We start from the raw sequence: 17,985 nt of genomic DNA on the forward strand, positions 1-17,985 counted from the left end.
ATTCCGTTAGGTGTATCTGGATATTCCCCTCTTTCATACATCTCAACACATTTTACTTTAAATTCAAAACTATAACGCATAAAAATACCCCTTTCACTGGTTTGTCCAGTAAAAGGGGTACATATCAAAATCACGATTTTTGAGTAACTCCCTTTAAGTCGACGTATATAGTTATTTCATATCATTTATTTCAATAATAGGTGAATCAGTATTGTCGAAAATTCCTTTTACTACTGCTCTTGCTATTTTTTCAACTGGAAGAGGATAAACATTTTTGAAAAATGGTATCCCTAATTTTGAAAAAAATTTAATAGGTAATATATTGAAATAAGAGGTAAGTCTTTCTTTACCATACATAAGACCTGGGCGTACTATTAGATAATCTAGTTTTGAATCTACTACTAATTTTTCTCCGTTGCGTTTGCTTTCTATATATTGTTTAAAGCCACCATTTGCGGAAAAATATACAAGTTTATTGATATTTTGTTTTTGGCATAGTTTAATTGTCTGTGCCACACTCTCTGTATTTAGTTTTGAATATAGCTTTTTATTTTTAATTGTTCCAATTAAATGAATGGCGATATCGTATTTTTCGTTGGTTATTATATTTTCGATATCAAAAATATCTCCATGTATCCAAGTTGCTTCATCTTTAGAGATAGAGTAGTTTTGAGACCTAGATAAAAAGTTAACTTTTACATTGTATTTTTTAAATTCTTTAATTAATGCATTTCCAACAAAGCCATTGCCACCGATTAGTAGTATGTTCATATGTACCTCGAATTGAATTATTTTTCTCATTTAAAATAGTAACATAACTTAGTACCCGAGTAAATTTATTTAAACTAATGAAAAAAAGATGATATAATAGTATCAATTTAAAAAGGAGTGTGATTGAATGAAAGTAGGTTTAGTATTAGAAGGTGGAGCTATGAGAGGATTATTTACAGCAGGTGTCCTTGATGTGTTCTTAGAAAATGATATAGAAGTTACTGATATTGTTGGAGTTTCTGCAGGAACACTGTTCGGAGTAAATTATGTTTCTAAACAACCTAAAAGGGCACTACGATACAATGTTAATTATATTAATGATAAAAGATATATGAGTTTAAAAAGTTGGATAAGAACAGGTAATTTAATAAATAAAGACTTTACGTACTATAAAGTTCCATTTCAACTTGATGTTTTTGATAACAAAACATTTAAAAATTCTAAGACAAATTTCTATGCAACGGTAACTAATATAGAAAATGGAGAAGCGGAATTTATAAAAATAACAGATCCTTACAAACAAATGGAGACGTTAAGAGCAACTTCTGCTCTTCCGTTTATTTCGGAAATAATTGAGATAGATGATAAAAAGTATTTAGATGGTGGAATAGCTAATAGTATACCGATAGACTTCTTTGAAAAACAAAACTTTGATAAAATAATTGTAATACTAACAAGACCAATTACATATAGAAAGAAAAAATCAACAAGTCTACAATTTAAGTTATTTTATAAGAAATATCCGCATCTAATTGAAAAGTTGGAGAATCGATATAAAGACTATAATGAAACGGTTGAACGAATATTAGAATTAGAAAAACAAGGGAAAGTATTTGTTATACGACCAAGTGAGGATATTACTGTAAAAAGATTAGAGAAAGATACACAAAAATTAAAACATGTCTATAACTTAGGGTTAAAAGATGGTAAGAATATAATAGAAGATTTAAAACAATACATTAGTAATGAAGGAGAGAAATAAAATGAGTGGAGAAATTAAAATTAATCCAGAAGAATTTGAAAGAAAATCTAAAGATGAATTAAAAAAAGAATTATCTGATTTAGAATATGCAGTTACTATGGAAAGTGCAACTGAGAGTCCGTATACTGGGCAATATTGGGATAGTTTTGAAGAAGGTGTATATGTAGATATAACAACGGGTGAACCATTATTTTCTTCAAAAGATAAATTTAAGTCGCACTGCGGTTGGCCAAGTTTCTCAAAACCAATTGAAAAAGAAGTTACTAGATATTATAAAGATAACTCACATCTTGTCGAAAGAATTGAAGTTAGAAGTAGAGTGGGAGATGCTCATTTAGGACACGTATTTCCAGATGGTCCAAGTGAATTAGGAGGGCTTAGATATTGTATAAACAGTGCTTCTATAAGGTTTATTAAGAAGGAAGATTTAGAAAAAGAAGGTTATAAAAATCTATTAAAATTATTTGAAAAATAGCAAATTAAAGAAGTGAATGATAAATGATATCGTTTACTTCTTGTTTTTTGTAAAAAAATAAGATATTTTTAATATATGTCTACCGAATTAATTTGATATAAATAGTTACAGTATAATAACAGATTTCTTATAGATATAAAATATCCTTAAAAAAATAAATGCTTAAAGTTAACGTTTTCATTTTTTTGCAATTGGATTTACAAAGAATCACATCAATATTTTACTATTAATTTGGTAGATAATTCAGAATTTATAATTGCTGTATTAATACTGGAGTTCACAGATTGTACACAATTTGAATAAAAAAAATATTGTCTTAGTAATATGTATGCGGTACACTAAGGGTGTAACAAATAGTTTAATTAATAAATTTATTTATCACATATATAATAAAAAATTTTAAGGAGTGACATTAATATGACAACAGTTGCAGAAAAAAAAGCATTCGTTGGTGGTAAATGGCAAACAGAGGTAGATTTAGTAGATTTCATTAAATCTAACTATACTGAATATAGAGGAGATGCATCTTTCCTTGCAGGACCAACAGAAGCAACTACTAAATTAGTAGAAAAATTCAATGATTTAATGCGTCAAGAACGTTTAGCTGGTGGAACATTAGATATGGATACTAGCATTCCTTCAACTATCCTTTCTCACGGACCTGGATACATTGAAAAAGATTTAGAACAAGTTGTTGGGTTACAAACTGATAAACCACTTAAACGTGCGTTAATGACATTCGGTGGTATTAACATGGCTGTTAACAGCTGTAAAGCATACGGATACGAAGTAGACGAAGAAGTTATTAAAATCTTCACTGACTACCGTAAAACTCACAACCAAGGTGTATTCGATGCATATACTCCGGAAATGCGTTTAGTAAGAAAATCTGGTGTAATCACTGGTCTTCCAGATGCATACGGACGTGGTCGTATTATCGGGGATTACCGTCGTGTAGCTTTATATGGTGTTGATCAACTTATCGCTTGGAAAAAAGAAGACTTAGCTCAAATCGGAGCTGATGGTGTTATGACTGAACACGTTATTCGTGACCGTGAAGAAGTTAACGAACAAATTCGTGCTTTAGGAGAATTAAAAGAATTAGCTAAAATCTACGGATTCGATATTTCTGAACCAGCTACAAATGCTAAAGAAGCAGTTCAATGGTTATACTTTGGTTACTTAGCAGCTATCAAACAACAAAATGGTGCTGCAATGTCAATCGGTAACATCGCTACATTCTTAGATATTTATATTGAAAGAGATTTACAAGATGGAACAATTAACGAATCTCAAGCTCAAGAATTAATTGACCACTTAGTATTAAAATTACGTTGCGTTAAATTCGCTCGTACTCCAGAATATAACCAATTATTCTCTGGTGACCCAATCTGGGCTACATTAATCGTAGGTGAAATGTTAGACGCTGAAAAATCATTAGTAACTAAAACTGACTTCCGTTTCATCCACACATTAGATAACATGGGTAACTCTCCAGAACCAAACTTAACTATCCTTTGGTCGTCTAAATTACCAACTGGATTCAAAGAATTCTGTTCTGAATCTTCAATCAACCACAGTGCTATCCAATATGAAAGCGATGAATTATTAGCAGACTTCTTAGGAACTTGTGACAAATCTATCGCATGTTGTGTAAGTGGTATGACTACTGGTAAGGATATGCAATTCTTCGGAGCTCGTGCTAACTTAGCTAAAGCTTTACTATACACAATCAACGGTGGACGCGATGAAAAATTAGGAATCCAAGTTGGACCTAAAACAGAACCTCTACGTGGCGTATTAAACTACGATGAAGTTTGGGCTAAATTCGATGTATTCATGGATTGGTTATGTAAACTTTACATCAATACATTAAATGTAATCCACTACATGCACGATAAATATTCTTACGAAAGCTTAGAAATGGCATTACACGATACTAAAGTTAGAAGATTCATGGCAACTGGTATCGCTGGATTCTCAGTAGCAGTAGATAGTTTATCAGCTATTAAATATGCTAAAGTAACTCCAATCGAAGATGAAACTGGATTAGCTGTAGACTACAAAGTTGAAGGTGAATTCCCAACATTCGGTAACAACGATGATCGTGCAGACGAAATCGCTGTTGAATTACTAAAAACATTCATGACTAAACTTAAAAAACACCCAACTTACCGTGCAGATGAAACTACAACATCTATCTTAACTATTACTTCTAACGTAGTATACGGTAAAAAAACTGGTAACACTCCAGATGGACGTCGTGCAGGAGAACCATTCTCTCCAGGTGCTAACCCAATGAACGGACGTGACCAAAGTGGAGCTCTAGCTTGCTTAAGCTCAGTAGCTAAATTACCATATGAATACAGCCGTGATGGAATCAGCTTAACTGCTGCATTTACACCAAGCTCATTAGGTAAAACTAAACAAGATCAAATCAAAAACTTAACAGCAATGATGGATGGATACTTCAAAAAAGGTGGTTACCACTTAAATACTAACGTATTCAATAAAGAAACATTACTTAAAGTTATTGAATCTCCAGAAGATTATCCAAACTTCACAATTCGTGTATCAGGATACGCTGTACGTCTAATCAGTTTAACTCCAGAACAACAACGTGACGTATTAAGCCGTACAATGCACCAATTCATGTAATTAAGTGAATAAAAAGTAAGAAGGTGGAGGCTACGGCCTCCACTTTTTTAGATTAATAAATAAAACTATAAAAGTGTTTACAAAATAGTAATGAATACGTTATAATTGAACTATAAATAGCAGAAGGAGGAGATCGCATATGGAAATGGAAAAAGTAAAAGTGAATTCTGCAGAAGAGAAAAAAGAATTAACAGCAAATGTTCACTCAGTTGAATCTTTCGGTAATGTAGATGGTCCTGGAATAAGATATGTAGTATTCTTCCAAGGATGTATGTTAAGATGTAAATACTGCCATAATCCAGATACTTGGAAAATGCACAATCCTGATGCTAAAGTTATGACAGTAGATCAACTTACAAAAGAGATTGTAAAATATCGTGATTTCTTTGAAGCTAGTGAAGGTGGAGGAGTAACAGTAAGTGGTGGAGAATCTTTACTGCAAATTGATTTCATTTTAGAGCTTTTTAGAGAATTGAAAAAAATTGGTATAAACACTTGCGTTGATACTTGTGGTGGTTTCTATGTAAATGCTCCAAGTATGAATGAAAAAGTATTAGAATTAATATCTTTAACTGATTTATTCTTAGTTGATATTAAACATATTGATGATGAACACCATATGCGTTTAACTAAACGTACAAATAAAAATATTATTCAATTTACTAATTTTTTAAGTGAACATGGTGCTAAAATGTGGATAAGACACGTACTTGTCCCAAAATGGACAGATGATGATTATTACTTAAAAAAATTACGTGAATATATTGATACATTACATGGAGTTGAGCGTGTAGAAGTATTACCTTACCACGATATGGCAAAATTCAAATATAAAGAATTAGGAATAGATTACGAATTAAATGATATTAATCCACCTACGAAAGATCGAATAAAAAATGCTATCGAGATTCTAGGTGCACGTGATGATGTTAGTTAATTAAGATAAGAGGTTGGAAAATTATTTTTTCCCAACCTCTTATATATTTATATAAAGACGACTAAAAGCTAAGTTGCTATTAGTCGTCTTTACGAATTTTATTATTGAGCTGAAGTATTTCCTTCTAACATTGATTTAATGTATGCTTCAACATCACTGTTACTTGATTTAACATTGTACTCTTCAAATAATTTTTTAAGAGCTTTACTTACGATAGTGCTATCTTTCTTAACAGCTTCTTCAGCTGCTTTTTCAGCTAATGCTGGTTTTAATTCATCAAATGATGAGTCTTTTTCATCTAATACTTTAATAATGTGATATCCGAATGAAGTTTTTACAACATCTGATGTTTTATCTTTACTTAATGCGTATGCAGCATCTTTGAATTCTTTAACGAATGAGTTATCTTCTTTAGAAGACCATCCTAAATCTCCTCCGTTAGAAGCGTTAGCTGTATCGTTAGAATTTTCTTTTGCTAATGTAGCAAAATCTCCACCATCTTTAAGTTTTTTAAGTACTTCTTCTGCTTTTTTCTTAGCTTCTTCATCACTTAATCCATTTGGATTTGATTCACTTTTAACACTTACAAGAATGTGAGCTAGGTGATATTGGTGTTTATTTTTTTCATAGCTTTCTTTAAGTTTGTCATCGTTAGTTCCAGCGTAGTCATTAATTAATAATGTTTGAGCAGCTTTAACTTTTAGACCGTCTTTATATTTATCAAGAGTAAATCCTTGTTGTTTTAAAAGTTGTTCAAATTTATCTTTACCACCGTATTGTTCTTGAGCTTTTTGAAGTTGCTCATCGATAGTTTTTTGATCGATTTTATTTTTATATTTGTCTAGTAGTACTTTTTGAATCATCATACTAGTAGCTGTTTTTGAAAGTTGGCTAGCTCCAATACTTTCTACGATATCTTTTTCTGTTACATCTCCTGCTTTACTAGAAATATATTTTGTTCCTCCAGTAGAGCATCCTGCTAAACCTATAACTGATATACTAAGGGCTATAGGTAAAATAGCTTTTTTAAACTTCTTCATTAAATTTTGTCCTCCTATGTGTACATATGTATTAATATATCATATTTTTTAATATAAAACAACTAAAGAATCGGTGAAATCAACCTTGCAAAGGCTTCTTTAATTTTTATTAGTAAACTTCTTTGTTGATACTTAGCAAAAGTAATTAGGGTAGACTTTTCTATATCTTTCAAGAAAATATGTCTAAATTCCTTTGTGGTTTTATAATCATACATAAATGCATTAAGTTCGAAGTTTAGTTTGAAACTTCTATAATCAAAGTTTGCACTTCCTAAACTTGAAACTTCATCATCGATGATAATCATTTTTGTATGAATAAATCCATTTTCGTAAATATATGTCTTTGCCCCTAACTTAGCTAATTCTCCAATAAATGAGTATGTTGCCCAATAAACAAATATATGATCGGGTTTATTAGGTACCATAATTCTAACATCAATTCCGGATAATATTGCCATTTTTAATGCATCCATAACACTTTCATCAGGAATGAAGTAGGGTGATTGAATATAGATGTATTTTTTGGCTCTTGAAATCATATATAGGTAGCTATATTTGATTTTTTGAAGTTTATTATCTGGTCCACTAGAAACCAATTGAATTGGTAAATAATTATCAACAGGGGTTGAAATATGATCAGAAGTTAATTCTAGTTGTTCGGTTTTCTTAGTTGATTGTGAATTCCAGTCATCAATGAATCGATATTCTAGAGAACCTACAGCTTCTCCTTCGATACGAAGATGTGTATCTCGCCAATAACCGAATTTCGGATCTAATCCTAGATATTCATCCCCAACGTTAAAACCACCAGTATAACCAATATTACCGTCTATTGTAACTATTTTTCTATGATTTCTATAATTCATACGAAAATTAATCAGTGGAAGTTTTGATTTAAAGAATTGTTTTATTTTTGCATTGTTTTTAGTAAGTTTTCTTAAAGAAGAAATACTTAACTTTCTCGAACCAATATCATCATATAGAATATATACATCTACACCTTCTAGAAGTTTTTGTTCTAAAAGTTGAAAGAGTTGTTTACCGATACCATCTTTTTTTAATATATAGTATTGAATGTGAATATAGCATTTAGCATTTTTTATATCTTCAAATAATAATCTAAATTTTTCTTTTCCATCTGTAATAATTTGTATTTTATTATTTTTTGACAAGAATGATTTATCAGTTTCAAAATTTAATTCTATTAGATTTCTATGTTTGTGTATTACTTGTTCATTCTTTGAGATTTCATAAGGGGTTTCTCTTTTCAATAGATTTTGTTGATATTTTATCTTTTCATCATCTGAAAAAGGAAAAATCTTTTCCCTATATATTGGTCTTCCAAATATTAAATAAAGAACAAATCCTAGGTATGGAAATAAGAATAGAACTAATATCCATGCCCAAGAAGACGTAGTGGTCTGATACTCTATAAAAACAATAGAAAATGCTAATAAAGTATTTATTATTAAAAATATAGTTAACACTATATCAAAGTTTATATCATTAAAAATAGAAGTTATATAGTAAAAAACATTTGAAATATCAATGTTTAATAATTGTAAATTAATATAATTCATAATATAACACTCCTAATTTAATAGTACCTTAAAATATATTAAAAGTCTATTAATAATATTTACGTAATATAGTAATTTTTCTTTTTACTAATAATATATAATTATCACTAATATAAGATGGATTATTTATTTCTGAATGTATGCGGATTAGTAATAGTTAAAATTATTGATTATTTTTATGATATGAGTTGAATTTTTGTGAATTTATATTATAATGGAATAGAGAACAAAAAAGGAGAATGTTATGCCTAATAATATTTTAGAAGAATTAAAAACGAAATTTGAAGATTTTGCAAGTGAGTTAGAAAATATTGAGCCTGAGAAAGTTGATTTAACTCAAATTGATAGATTAATTGCATTAGTAGAAGAATTAGATAACGAAATTAAAACTATAAAATAATAGTAGATTGGATAAGCTGAAGTGGGAGTGTTTTGCTTTTACTCAGCTTATCTTTATGAATGAGGATACGATGAAAAATAAAAACAAAAAAAAATTAAATGTCTTACTTACGATTAAAAAGATAGGAATTAATGGTGAGGGGATAGGATATTATAAAAAGAAAATTACTTTCGTAAAAGGAGCTCTACCAGACGAAGTTATTGTTTGTGAAATAGTAGAAGAGACACCGAAATATATTATCGGTAAACTTGTTAAAGTAAAAGAGCCAAGTCCGCATAGAGTGGAAATCAAAAGAGAATACGCTGAAAGTGGAGCTTATGGTTTAGCTCATGTTAGTTATGAGAAACAACTTGAGTATAAACGTACAATTTTATTAGATGCTTTTGATAAATACTATAGACTACCTAAACCTGATAAATTAGTATTAAAAACATTAGCGAGCCCTGTAACTGAAGGCTATAGAAATAAAAACCAATTTCCATTAGCTGTTAGAAATGGACGTGTTATTGCAGGATTATATAAAGAAGGTTCTAATGATTTAGTTGAAATCAATGAAGATTTAGCATTACATGAGAATGGTAATAAAATAACAAACCTAGCTAAGAAATTATTAGGAAAATATAAAGTAGAAATTTCAACAAATAAAAAGAATTACGGTGTGAAATATATTGCGACAAGAACTTCATTCTATAATGGAGATGTTCAAGTAACATTCGTAGCGAATACTAATAAGATTAAGAACATGGATAAGGTCGTTAATGAACTTAAGCGTGAGAGAATCGTTAAAAGTATTATATTAAATATTACTAATGATAAAGATCATCTAGTAATGGGAACGGAAAGTGTAACTTTATATGGTTCAGATTATATCGTTGAGAAAATCGGCGAAATTAAGTATGAACTTTCGGCTAAATCGTTCTTCCAATTAAATCCACCGGCAACTAAAAAACTTTATGATAAAGTAGTTGAGTTTGCTGCACTAAAAGAAACAGATGTTGTATTAGATGCTTTCTGTGGGGTTGGAACAATTGGACAATATGTCAGCCGTAATTGTAAAGAGGTTTATGGTGTTGATATTATTCCTGCCGCAATTAAAGACGCGAATGATAATGTTAAATTAAATAATTTAACAAACTGTACTTATGTTGCAGGAGATGCTAATAAAATAGTTCCACGTTGGAAGAAAAAAGGAATCAACTTTGATGTAGCAATAGTAGATCCACCTCGTGTAGGGCTTGGACCATTAGCTAAAAACTTATTAGCAGTTGATGCTAAGAAAATTGTTTATGTGAGTTGTAATCCATCTACATTAGCACGTGACTTAAAAGTTTTAACAAGAAAATATAGAATTAGACGTATTCAACCAGTAGACATGTTCCCGGGAACAGCAGCAGTTGAAGCGGTAGTTGAATTAATTAGAAAATAGTGAGAAAAAGAGGAGGAAATTATGAAATTAGAAGATTTTAAGCTATATTTAGATAAAATGCTAGATTATAAAGAAGAATCAATTAAGAATTTATGTAATGAAATAAAAGGGAAGATTGAAGCTTTAAATGATATTAATATTAGGGAATTAAAAGTAATTGAAGATATATTAGATAGTAAGAGTAAGAGTTTAAATTCTTGTGAGATTTCCTCTCTAGAAGGATCGGAAGAAAAAATTAATGATTTAGAAAAAGTGCTTAAAGAAATCGTGGAGGAATTCAAAAGGCTAGAATATTTAAAGATTCTAGGGAAAGAAAATACGGTTATTGTAGGTGGAAATGGTTCAGGGAAATCTTCGTTAGTATCATTTTTAAAGGATTCTGATTCTGAAAATATTATAGTTATACCTGCACAAAAGATTATGTTTTTTAGAGGTTCAGGAATAGTTACTAGAGATAAAATTAAAGAAGGACAAAAGAAAAATCTAAATAAAAAATCATTTAATGCTTTATATGAAATTAATAGTAGAATAAATGAAATTTCTGATTTGTTTACTAACCATATAGTGGCAGCAGTTAATTCTCATGTAGAAGTATCACTAGAATATTATGCTAGTGAACAAGAAAATAAAAAAGAATCTGTATATACGAAGTTGTGTGGTATTTGGGAAAAATTATATGGGGATATAAAATTTAAAATTGATCATTATAATTTATGTATAATTCCTGTGAAAAAAGGTGTAGAGTATAATATAAATTATATGAGTGAAGGAGAAAAAGTAGTTATCCTATATATATTAATAGTTTTATTTGCGCCTAGAGAAAGTTATATAATTATAGATGAACCTGAAACTTTTTTGAATTCTTCAATTTATAATAGATTGTGGAATTTATTAGAGAATGAAAGAGATGATTGTACTTTTATTTATGTTTCTCACAATATAAATTTTATTAATTCAAGAAATGTAGAATATTATCATTGGTGCAAAAAATATAATGGAAATTTTAGCTGGGAAATAATAGAAATTCTGAATTCCTTAGAAAATAATATCCCGAAGCCATTGATGATGGAATTAATAGGAGCAACAAAACCAGTACTATTTTGTGAAGGTGACAAAAATAGTTTAGATTATAAAGTATATAACTCATTATTTGAAAATAAAATAATTGTTATGCCGGTTGGAGGGCATAAAAAAGTAATAGAATATACAATGGCGTATAATAGTTTGAATTTTTTTACTGATAAAGCATTTGGAATTATAGATAAAGATTTTCATTCTTTTGAAAAATTAGAAAAACTTAAGAAAAATAATATATATCATTTACAAGTTAATGAAATTGAATCGCTCTTGATTGTAGAGGATGTCTTGGATTGTGTATTGAATGATGATTATCCTGATGAAAAAGAATCCTTAAAAAATACATTTGTTAATTCATGTATGGATAATATTGAGAGTAAACGAGAAGAAATACTTAGGAATTTTATTAAATATTTAGTAGATGAAAGAATGAATGAAATAGACACTACTAAGATAAAAAAAGACTTTTCTATTACAGATATAAGACATTATTATAATGAAATTCTTAATGACAAAAAGATTGACGAGAAGATTGAAGAAATAGAGGTAAAGTTAACTCGTATATTTAAAGAAAGAAAATATGAGGAATATTTAGAATATGCTAGTTTTAAAACCTTGACATATCAATTAGCAAATAAAATTTTTAATTTAGATTATAGAAAAATCTCAAGTAATAAGATAAAATTTAATGAAAGTTTAAGAGAAAAATTAAGAGAAAAATATTTTCAAGACTTAACGAATGAACTAAATAGGATAACATGTTAAGATAAATATAAAATTAGACGTATTCAACCAGTAGACATGTTCCCGGGAACAGCAGCAGTTGAAGCGGTAGTTGAATTAATTAGAAAATAAATTCTAGAGGAAAAATATGGATAGTTTTGAACAATTGAAAAAAGAAATAATGGCAGATAGTGATAATAAAAAATACACGGATAAAGGAATAGAACCTTTATTTTCTACCCCTAGCACAGCAAAAATATTAATCGTAGGTCAAGCGCCTGGTATCAAAGCTCAAGAAAGTAAAATCTTCTTCAATGATAAAAGTGGAGTTAAACTTCGTGAGTGGATGGGAATAGATGATGAGATATTTTATAAATCTGGTTTAATAGGTGTAGTACCGATGGACTTCTATTATCCTGGTAAAGGTAAAAGTGGTGATTTACCACCAAGAAAAAACTTTGCAATTAAATGGCATTCTAAAGTGTTAGAACTTATGCCTAATCTTGAACTTATTATTCTTGTAGGAAAATATGCACAAGATTATTACTTGGGAAATGATAAAAAACAGAATCTAACGGAAACTGTATTTAATTATAAACAGTATTTGCCCCGTTATTTTCCAATTGTCCATCCATCACCATTGAATTTTCGTTGGCATAATAAAAATCCATGGTTTATTAAAGAAGTAGTACCGGAATTACAAAAAAGGGTGAAGGAAATACTAGGGAAATAAATCATAAAAAAATAAAGGCTGAGATAACTTGAAGATTTCTATGAAATCGTGATTTCGAGTTACCTCAGTCTTTTTAATTTTCTATTATTTCAAAGCTAGTCTGCTCACCATAATATATAAGTAGTGAAGATAGTATTGATTTCAATTGTTCTAAATTATCAGTTTTTAAAATGATTTCTGCCTTACCTGAGATTACATTAAAAGCATCACCACTTTTTACAGAGATTATCTCTATATTTTTGTATTTTGTAGTTTTTCTAACAAATTCACCAGTAATAACAGTTGTATCGATAGCTTCATGAGGTTCAGCACCGTGTCCGCCTTTACCGTAGATAGTAACTAAATATGTATTCATAATTACTGTTCCCCCTTTAGATTTTTTATTACATTAGCGGAATCAAATGCTAGTGTCAAGAATATTGAAGCTGTTTGTTTCATTACTTCTTCTTCAAAATCAAAATTTGGGTGATGATGTGGGTATTTAGCGAAGGTAGAATTACCGGCACCAATTAAAAAGAATGCTCCTGGGACTTCTTCAACGTAATAAGCAAAATCTTCACCGATCATTAACGGTTCAATTTCTAACTGTTTAATATCTGGAAGAATCTTAGAAGTTGCTTTTTGTATTTCTACCGTTCCTTTTTTGTGGTTTACAAGAGGTGGATAACCACCATAATATATAAACTCTACATTAGTTCCGAAATATTCATTTTCTAGAGCTTTGCATAAGTTCTGAAGTTTAGTCAGCACCATTTTATGAAGTTCTTTATTGAAATGTCTAATAGTCCCAGTTATACTAGCTTTTTCAATAGAACTTTCTAATTTTCCTAAGGTGATGACAAGTGTTTCCCTTGGTTTAGAAAATCGTGAAACTATTTGTTGAGTCATACTAATAAATTCTGCAGCAATAATGTTTGCATTTTCCTTGGTGTTGATTTTTACTTCGAATCTATCAGCAGCGGCACATAGTTCTTTATAACTATATCCTAAAGTTCCAAGTGGAAGAGGTGTCCAAAGATGTGCACCGAATATCGCATCAACTCCTTGTAAACAACCAGCGTCTATCATAGGTTTTGCTCCACCTGGAGCTTGTTCTTCTCCATATTGGAAAACTGCGACAACATCATGTGGAAGATCTTCTTGATGATCCATTAGAACTTTACACGTTGCAAGTAATGCTGTAGTGTGTCCATCATGACCACAAGCGTGCATTGCATTAGGAATTGTAGACTTGTATGGGGTATCTTTTGCATCATTTATAGGTAGGGCATCGAAGTCTGCTCGAAAAGCGATTGTTTTTGAAGAATCATGTCCTTTAATTCTTGCGACTACACCATTTAACCCGACCTGTGTTTTAATATCAGTAACACCAATTTTTTCTATATATTCTTTAATGAATCTCGCTGTATTTTTTTCATTAAATGAAACTTCAGGACGCATATGCATATAGCGGCGAAGTTCAATCATTTCTGGATAAAATTTATCAAGTTCATCTTGTATAATTTGTTCAATCATAAAAACCTCCAGATTACTATTTTAAATTATAAATACAATTATAACACAAATATTCTAATAAATAGAAAATTGATAAGGAAATTGCTTTCAATTATTTTTATTTTTGATATAATATGAGTAAATAGACACTAGTAAAACTCAATTTGGGGGTGGGAGCATGGATACATTAGATTAATAGAGAAATTTTATTAACAAAGGAGTTAATGTATGCAAATATTAAATATTAAAAACATAGAGTTTGAAAAACAAGGGAAGATATTATTTAAAATCGAAAAATTGAGTATAAATACTGGTGACATTATTGGTTTAATAGGGAAAAATGGTTCAGGGAAGACAACTCTGTTAAAACATATAGATGACTTGCTTAAAGATGAAAATAACATTTCTTTGGAGCTTTTAGAATTTGGAGAAAATTCTCTTCTTAAAAAAAGTGGTGGAGAAGTTGTTGTAAACAAGATTAGAAGTGGTTTATTATCGAATGTTGATCTATATTTACTTGACGAGCCTTCAACATACTTAGATTATAATAATGCTAACAAAATAGCTAATCTTATAAAAAGAACTCCAGCAACTTTTTGTATAGCAAGTCATGATAGGAATTTCTTAAATAATGTTTGTACAAAGTTATGGATAATCGAAAATAATACTGTAAGGGAATTTAATGGAAATTATCATGAGTACAAGTTTCAAGAAGAAATTGAAACTGCTGAGTATGAAACTGAACTGCAAAAGTACAATAAAGAAGCTAAGAAAATAAAGAAAAGCATCCAAGAGATGAAAGAGGAACAGGAGAAAAAATCTGGAAAGCCAAAGAATATGAGTGGATCAGATTATAGAATTATAAGTGTAAAAAATAAAATTTCAAAAAACCAAAAGAGATTGCAGAAAAAAATATTAAGGCAAGAAGATAAGTTACAGGCTAATATTAAACCTAAGCCGTTAAAAGATAAATATGATATTGAATTTTTAGAGATGTTTAAGGAAACCCATAAGAAGAGTTTTTGTATTAGCGAGAAAAGTTGTGAAATAGATGGGAAATTTCTTTGGCAATCACCTGGTTTTACTTTTGCTAGTGGTGAGAAGATTTTAATTAAAGGAAAAAATGGCTCAGGAAAAACTACTTTTCTAAATTATGTGAAGGAGTCCATTCCGAATTCCTTGCAAGTAGCATATTTTGAACAAAATAGATTTGATATTTTTGAGGAAGAGAAGACACTGTTTGAATTCGTGAAAGAATCGACATCACTAGATGATATTGAACTTAGAAATATACTAGCTTTACTAAATTTTAGAGGAGATGATATTAATAAAAAGATAGAAGTTTTAAGCAAAGGGGAGAAAGTTAAACTTTATTTCGTAAGTTTACTTTTTAGAAATACAGATGTACTGTTATTAGATGAGATAACTAACTTTTTAGATGTTGTTGCGATAGAAGCGGTAGAGAAGATATTAAAGAAATATCCTGGCATACTAATTATGGTCAGTCATGATATGGAATTTATCGATAATGTTGCAACTAAGGTTATAAACATCACGAATAAAGAAGTTTTAAAATTTGAATAAATTAGAAGTTAATAATATATTCAGGAGAAAAATGAGGATGCCCAAAAAGTACTAGATTTTAAAATAGTTTACATGAAAACTCATAGACACAGTGGTTTATTGATATCTAAATTCGCTTTATGAAAGCTTTTTAGATATCTAATAAACTGTGTGGGGGTGACTCGACAAAATCTTGTTTCTTAAGAAATCACGATTTTTGAGTCACTCCGCAGCATTCTTGATATTAGGTTTTGTCTCAGCTGCTGTTGCTAGTGCGAGATGGAAAGAAAAAGATGAGGATGAATAAAAAGAAAAGTGGATTATTGGAGACATTTAATTGCTCCAATAATCCATTATACATTTGACAAATCTCTTATTATGGTATATAATATTGATAATTTGAATAACACATCTTTAATGTGATCCAGAGAGGTCAGCAAAGATTTATTTATTGGAAAACCAAGTTTATTTATGCTGTCCTGCTCAATAGAGTAGGCTATTTTTTTTTGAGGTGAAGTATGAAAAAACGAATTCTTTTCGACGAAACAATGATTTCTAGAATGATTACTAGAATTGCGAATGAAATTATAGAACAAAATAAATTAGATGATATTGTTTTAGTAGGTATTCAAACAAGAGGGATTCATATCGCCAAAAGATTGAAACAAAAAATCAAAGAAATTGAAAATACTAATATTCCAGTAGAAACACTTGATATAAAATTTTATCGTGATGATTTAGAAAAAATAAGTGACGAACCTGAAATAAAAGTTCCACGTTTTAAACTTGATTTGACAAACAAAGTTGTAATTATTGTAGATGATGTTCTGTATACAGGAAGAACGGTTAGAGCAGCGATAGATGCCATAATGGATGCGAGTCGTCCAAAAGCAATTCGTCTTGCGATTCTTGTAGACAGAGGACATAGAGAACTGCCAATTAGAGCAGATCATATTGGAAAAAATATTCCTACTTCAAGAAAAGAAAATGTAAAAGTTCATTTAAATGAAGTAGATGATGTTGAAGAAATATTATTAATTTAAATATAAAATCTTTTTAAGCTAGTCCAGAGAGGCTAACAAGGGATTGAATTTAAAGTTTATACTTTATTTGGGTATAGCTATGTTTAAGTATAACTATACCCAGATAATAACTTGAATTTAATAGTTGATGAACAGTCATACCTTGTAGCCGAACGGATACAAGGTATTTTTTTATACAAAATGGAGGAAGTGCTATGAGAAATATAGTAAAAATGTCAGACTTAACAAATGAAGAAGTTTATCAACTGATAGAAAGAGCTTTAGAGTTGAAAAATGGTAAACAAGTAGAGCCAAGAGAAGACTTATATGTAGCAAACTTATTCTTTGAAAACTCAACTAGAACAAAACATAGTTTTGAGGTAGCTGAGCATAAACATAGATTAAATGTTATAAACTTCGAGGCTTCAACATCGTCAGTAAATAAAGGTGAAACATTATACGATACTTGTAAAACATTAGAAATGTTAGGTTGTAATATGTTGGTCATTAGACACGGACAAGACGCTTACTACAATGAACTGACTAACTTAAATATTCCGATTTTAAGTGGAGGAGATGGAAGTGGAGAACATCCAAGCCAATGCTTACTTGATCTTATGACAATGTATGAGAAATTCGGAACATTTGAAAATCTTAATGTAATTATCGCTGGAGATATTAAAAATTCTCGTGTGGCTAGAAGTAATTACAACATGCTTACAAGATTAGGAGCAAGAGTAAGATTTGTTTGTCCTGACATTTTCAAGGACGAGACGCTTGGAGAAGTAGTAGACTTTGATAAAGTAATTGAAGAAGTTGATGTTTGTATGCTTCTAAGAGTTCAACATGAAAGACATGACTCTAAGATGGGTCTAAGTAAAGATGAATATCATAATAACTTTGGATTAACTAAAGAGCGCTATGAAAGATTAAAAGAATCAGCAATAGTGATGCATCCAGCACCTGTTAATAGAGATATGGAAATAGCTTCGGAACTAGTCGAAGCACCTAAATCGGTAATCTTTGAACAGATGAAAAATGGAATGTTCATGAGACAGGCAATGATAGAAAAAATAATTAAAGATAATAATTTATAAAGAGGAG

16 protein-coding genes are annotated in these 17,985 nt (G+C 29.8%); 11 read left to right on the forward strand and 5 right to left on the reverse strand.

Annotated features, from left to right (window positions below; genetic code table 11):
• Window positions 1-171 precede the first annotated feature (171 nt).
• Window positions 172-771: an NAD-dependent epimerase/dehydratase family protein gene (locus tag ACWOA3_RS05100; RefSeq protein WP_456884471.1), complete on the reverse strand. Its 600-nt coding sequence runs from the start codon at window positions 769-771 to the stop codon at window positions 172-174.
• A 127-nt stretch (window positions 772-898) separates the two neighbouring features.
• Between ACWOA3_RS05100 and ACWOA3_RS05105 the strand changes: the two genes are divergently transcribed.
• The 4 genes from ACWOA3_RS05105 (at window position 899) to pflA (ending at window position 5,823) form a co-directional block, all read left to right on the forward strand.
• Window positions 899-1,753, forward strand: coding sequence for a patatin-like phospholipase family protein (locus ACWOA3_RS05105; protein ID WP_442566231.1), 855 nt, complete (start codon window positions 899-901; stop codon window positions 1,751-1,753).
• 1 nt (window position 1,754) lies between these two features.
• On the forward strand, window positions 1,755-2,228 hold the full coding sequence (msrB, locus tag ACWOA3_RS05110) for a peptide-methionine (R)-S-oxide reductase MsrB (RefSeq protein ID WP_003146954.1): 474 nt from the start codon (window positions 1,755-1,757) through the stop codon (window positions 2,226-2,228).
• Window positions 2,229-2,645: 417 nt separating this feature from the next.
• Window positions 2,646-4,886, forward strand: coding sequence for a formate C-acetyltransferase (pflB, locus tag ACWOA3_RS05115; protein ID WP_003146953.1), 2,241 nt, complete (start codon window positions 2,646-2,648; stop codon window positions 4,884-4,886).
• A 139-nt stretch (window positions 4,887-5,025) separates the two neighbouring features.
• Window positions 5,026-5,823 carry a pyruvate formate-lyase-activating protein gene (gene pflA, locus ACWOA3_RS05120; protein WP_003146952.1) on the forward strand — a complete coding sequence of 266 codons (798 nt, stop codon included), beginning with the start codon at window positions 5,026-5,028 and terminating at the stop codon, window positions 5,821-5,823.
• 101 nt (window positions 5,824-5,924) lie between these two features.
• On the opposite strand, the gene ACWOA3_RS05125 is transcribed toward pflA, so the two are convergent.
• Together ACWOA3_RS05125 and cls are read right to left on the reverse strand one after the other, a co-directional pair.
• Entirely contained in the window at window positions 5,925-6,863 is a 939-nt protein-coding gene (locus tag ACWOA3_RS05125; RefSeq protein ID WP_003146951.1) for a foldase protein PrsA, read from the reverse strand.
• Window positions 6,864-6,925: 62 nt separating this feature from the next.
• Window positions 6,926-8,443, reverse strand: coding sequence for a cardiolipin synthase (gene cls, locus ACWOA3_RS05130; RefSeq protein ID WP_456884474.1), 1,518 nt, complete (start codon window positions 8,441-8,443; stop codon window positions 6,926-6,928).
• Window positions 8,444-8,687: 244 nt separating this feature from the next.
• Here cls and ACWOA3_RS05135 point away from each other — a divergent pair, with 244 nt between their 5' ends.
• The 4 genes from ACWOA3_RS05135 (at window position 8,688) to ACWOA3_RS05150 (ending at window position 12,802) form a co-directional block, all read left to right on the forward strand.
• Complete coding sequence (locus tag ACWOA3_RS05135) at window positions 8,688-8,843, forward strand: SE1561 family protein (RefSeq protein ID WP_003144715.1); 156 nt, start codon at window positions 8,688-8,690, stop codon at window positions 8,841-8,843.
• 70 nt (window positions 8,844-8,913) lie between these two features.
• Entirely contained in the window at window positions 8,914-10,269 is a 1,356-nt protein-coding gene (gene rlmD, locus ACWOA3_RS05140) for a 23S rRNA (uracil(1939)-C(5))-methyltransferase RlmD (protein ID WP_456884477.1), read from the forward strand.
• A 21-nt stretch (window positions 10,270-10,290) separates the two neighbouring features.
• Window positions 10,291-12,111 carry an AAA family ATPase gene (locus tag ACWOA3_RS05145; protein ID WP_456884479.1) on the forward strand — a complete coding sequence of 607 codons (1,821 nt, stop codon included), beginning with the start codon at window positions 10,291-10,293 and terminating at the stop codon, window positions 12,109-12,111.
• 106 nt (window positions 12,112-12,217) lie between these two features.
• Window positions 12,218-12,802 (forward strand): uracil-DNA glycosylase family protein, encoded by a 585-nt coding sequence (locus tag ACWOA3_RS05150; protein WP_456884481.1) that lies wholly within the window; start codon window positions 12,218-12,220, stop codon window positions 12,800-12,802.
• Window positions 12,803-12,875: 73 nt separating this feature from the next.
• Here the strand turns inward: ACWOA3_RS05150 and ACWOA3_RS05155 are convergent, their stop codons facing one another.
• Both ACWOA3_RS05155 and ACWOA3_RS05160 read right to left on the reverse strand, forming a co-directional pair.
• On the reverse strand, window positions 12,876-13,157 hold the full coding sequence (locus ACWOA3_RS05155) for a peptidase dimerization domain-containing protein (RefSeq protein ID WP_456884482.1): 282 nt from the start codon (window positions 13,155-13,157) through the stop codon (window positions 12,876-12,878).
• Window positions 13,158-13,159: 2 nt separating this feature from the next.
• Window positions 13,160-14,317, reverse strand: coding sequence for a M20 metallopeptidase family protein (locus ACWOA3_RS05160; RefSeq protein ID WP_456884484.1), 1,158 nt, complete (start codon window positions 14,315-14,317; stop codon window positions 13,160-13,162).
• A 207-nt stretch (window positions 14,318-14,524) separates the two neighbouring features.
• Here ACWOA3_RS05160 and ACWOA3_RS05165 point away from each other — a divergent pair, with 207 nt between their 5' ends.
• From ACWOA3_RS05165 to ACWOA3_RS05175, 3 genes are all read left to right on the forward strand, one after another.
• Window positions 14,525-15,880 (forward strand): ATP-binding cassette domain-containing protein, encoded by a 1,356-nt coding sequence (locus ACWOA3_RS05165; protein WP_456884486.1) that lies wholly within the window; start codon window positions 14,525-14,527, stop codon window positions 15,878-15,880.
• 497 nt (window positions 15,881-16,377) lie between these two features.
• Entirely contained in the window at window positions 16,378-16,902 is a 525-nt protein-coding gene (pyrR, locus tag ACWOA3_RS05170; RefSeq protein ID WP_003146943.1) for a bifunctional pyr operon transcriptional regulator/uracil phosphoribosyltransferase PyrR, read from the forward strand.
• Between the two features lie 194 nt (window positions 16,903-17,096).
• Window positions 17,097-17,978, forward strand: a complete 882-nt coding sequence (locus ACWOA3_RS05175; protein WP_456884488.1) for an aspartate carbamoyltransferase catalytic subunit — start codon at window positions 17,097-17,099, stop codon at window positions 17,976-17,978.
• Window positions 17,979-17,985 lie beyond the last annotated feature (7 nt).

The organism is Gemella taiwanensis (assembly GCF_054054385.1).

What these genes read in the sequence shown, in the direction of transcription:
- ACWOA3_RS05125 (WP_003146951.1), bottom strand. Translation starts at nt 6,863, where the DNA reads ATGAAGAAGTTTAAAAAAGCTATTTTACCTATAGCCCTTAGTATATCA.
- cls (WP_456884474.1), bottom strand. Translation starts at nt 8,443, where the DNA reads ATGAATTATATTAATTTACAATTATTAAACATTGATATTTCAAATGTT.
- ACWOA3_RS05145 (WP_456884479.1), top strand. Translation starts at nt 10,291, where the DNA reads ATGAAATTAGAAGATTTTAAGCTATATTTAGATAAAATGCTAGATTAT.
- msrB (WP_003146954.1), top strand. Translation starts at nt 1,755, where the DNA reads ATGAGTGGAGAAATTAAAATTAATCCAGAAGAATTTGAAAGAAAATCT.
- ACWOA3_RS05100 (WP_456884471.1), bottom strand. Translation starts at nt 771, where the DNA reads ATGAACATACTACTAATCGGTGGCAATGGCTTTGTTGGAAATGCATTA.
- ACWOA3_RS05165 (WP_456884486.1), top strand. Translation starts at nt 14,525, where the DNA reads ATGCAAATATTAAATATTAAAAACATAGAGTTTGAAAAACAAGGGAAG.
- ACWOA3_RS05150 (WP_456884481.1), top strand. Translation starts at nt 12,218, where the DNA reads ATGGATAGTTTTGAACAATTGAAAAAAGAAATAATGGCAGATAGTGAT.
- ACWOA3_RS05105 (WP_442566231.1), top strand. Translation starts at nt 899, where the DNA reads ATGAAAGTAGGTTTAGTATTAGAAGGTGGAGCTATGAGAGGATTATTT.
- pyrR (WP_003146943.1), top strand. Translation starts at nt 16,378, where the DNA reads ATGAAAAAACGAATTCTTTTCGACGAAACAATGATTTCTAGAATGATT.
- ACWOA3_RS05155 (WP_456884482.1), bottom strand. Translation starts at nt 13,157, where the DNA reads ATGAATACATATTTAGTTACTATCTACGGTAAAGGCGGACACGGTGCT.
- ACWOA3_RS05175 (WP_456884488.1), top strand. Translation starts at nt 17,097, where the DNA reads ATGAGAAATATAGTAAAAATGTCAGACTTAACAAATGAAGAAGTTTAT.
- ACWOA3_RS05160 (WP_456884484.1), bottom strand. Translation starts at nt 14,317, where the DNA reads ATGATTGAACAAATTATACAAGATGAACTTGATAAATTTTATCCAGAA.
- rlmD (WP_456884477.1), top strand. Translation starts at nt 8,914, where the DNA reads ATGAAAAATAAAAACAAAAAAAAATTAAATGTCTTACTTACGATTAAA.
- ACWOA3_RS05135 (WP_003144715.1), top strand. Translation starts at nt 8,688, where the DNA reads ATGCCTAATAATATTTTAGAAGAATTAAAAACGAAATTTGAAGATTTT.
- pflB (WP_003146953.1), top strand. Translation starts at nt 2,646, where the DNA reads ATGACAACAGTTGCAGAAAAAAAAGCATTCGTTGGTGGTAAATGGCAA.
- pflA (WP_003146952.1), top strand. Translation starts at nt 5,026, where the DNA reads ATGGAAATGGAAAAAGTAAAAGTGAATTCTGCAGAAGAGAAAAAAGAA.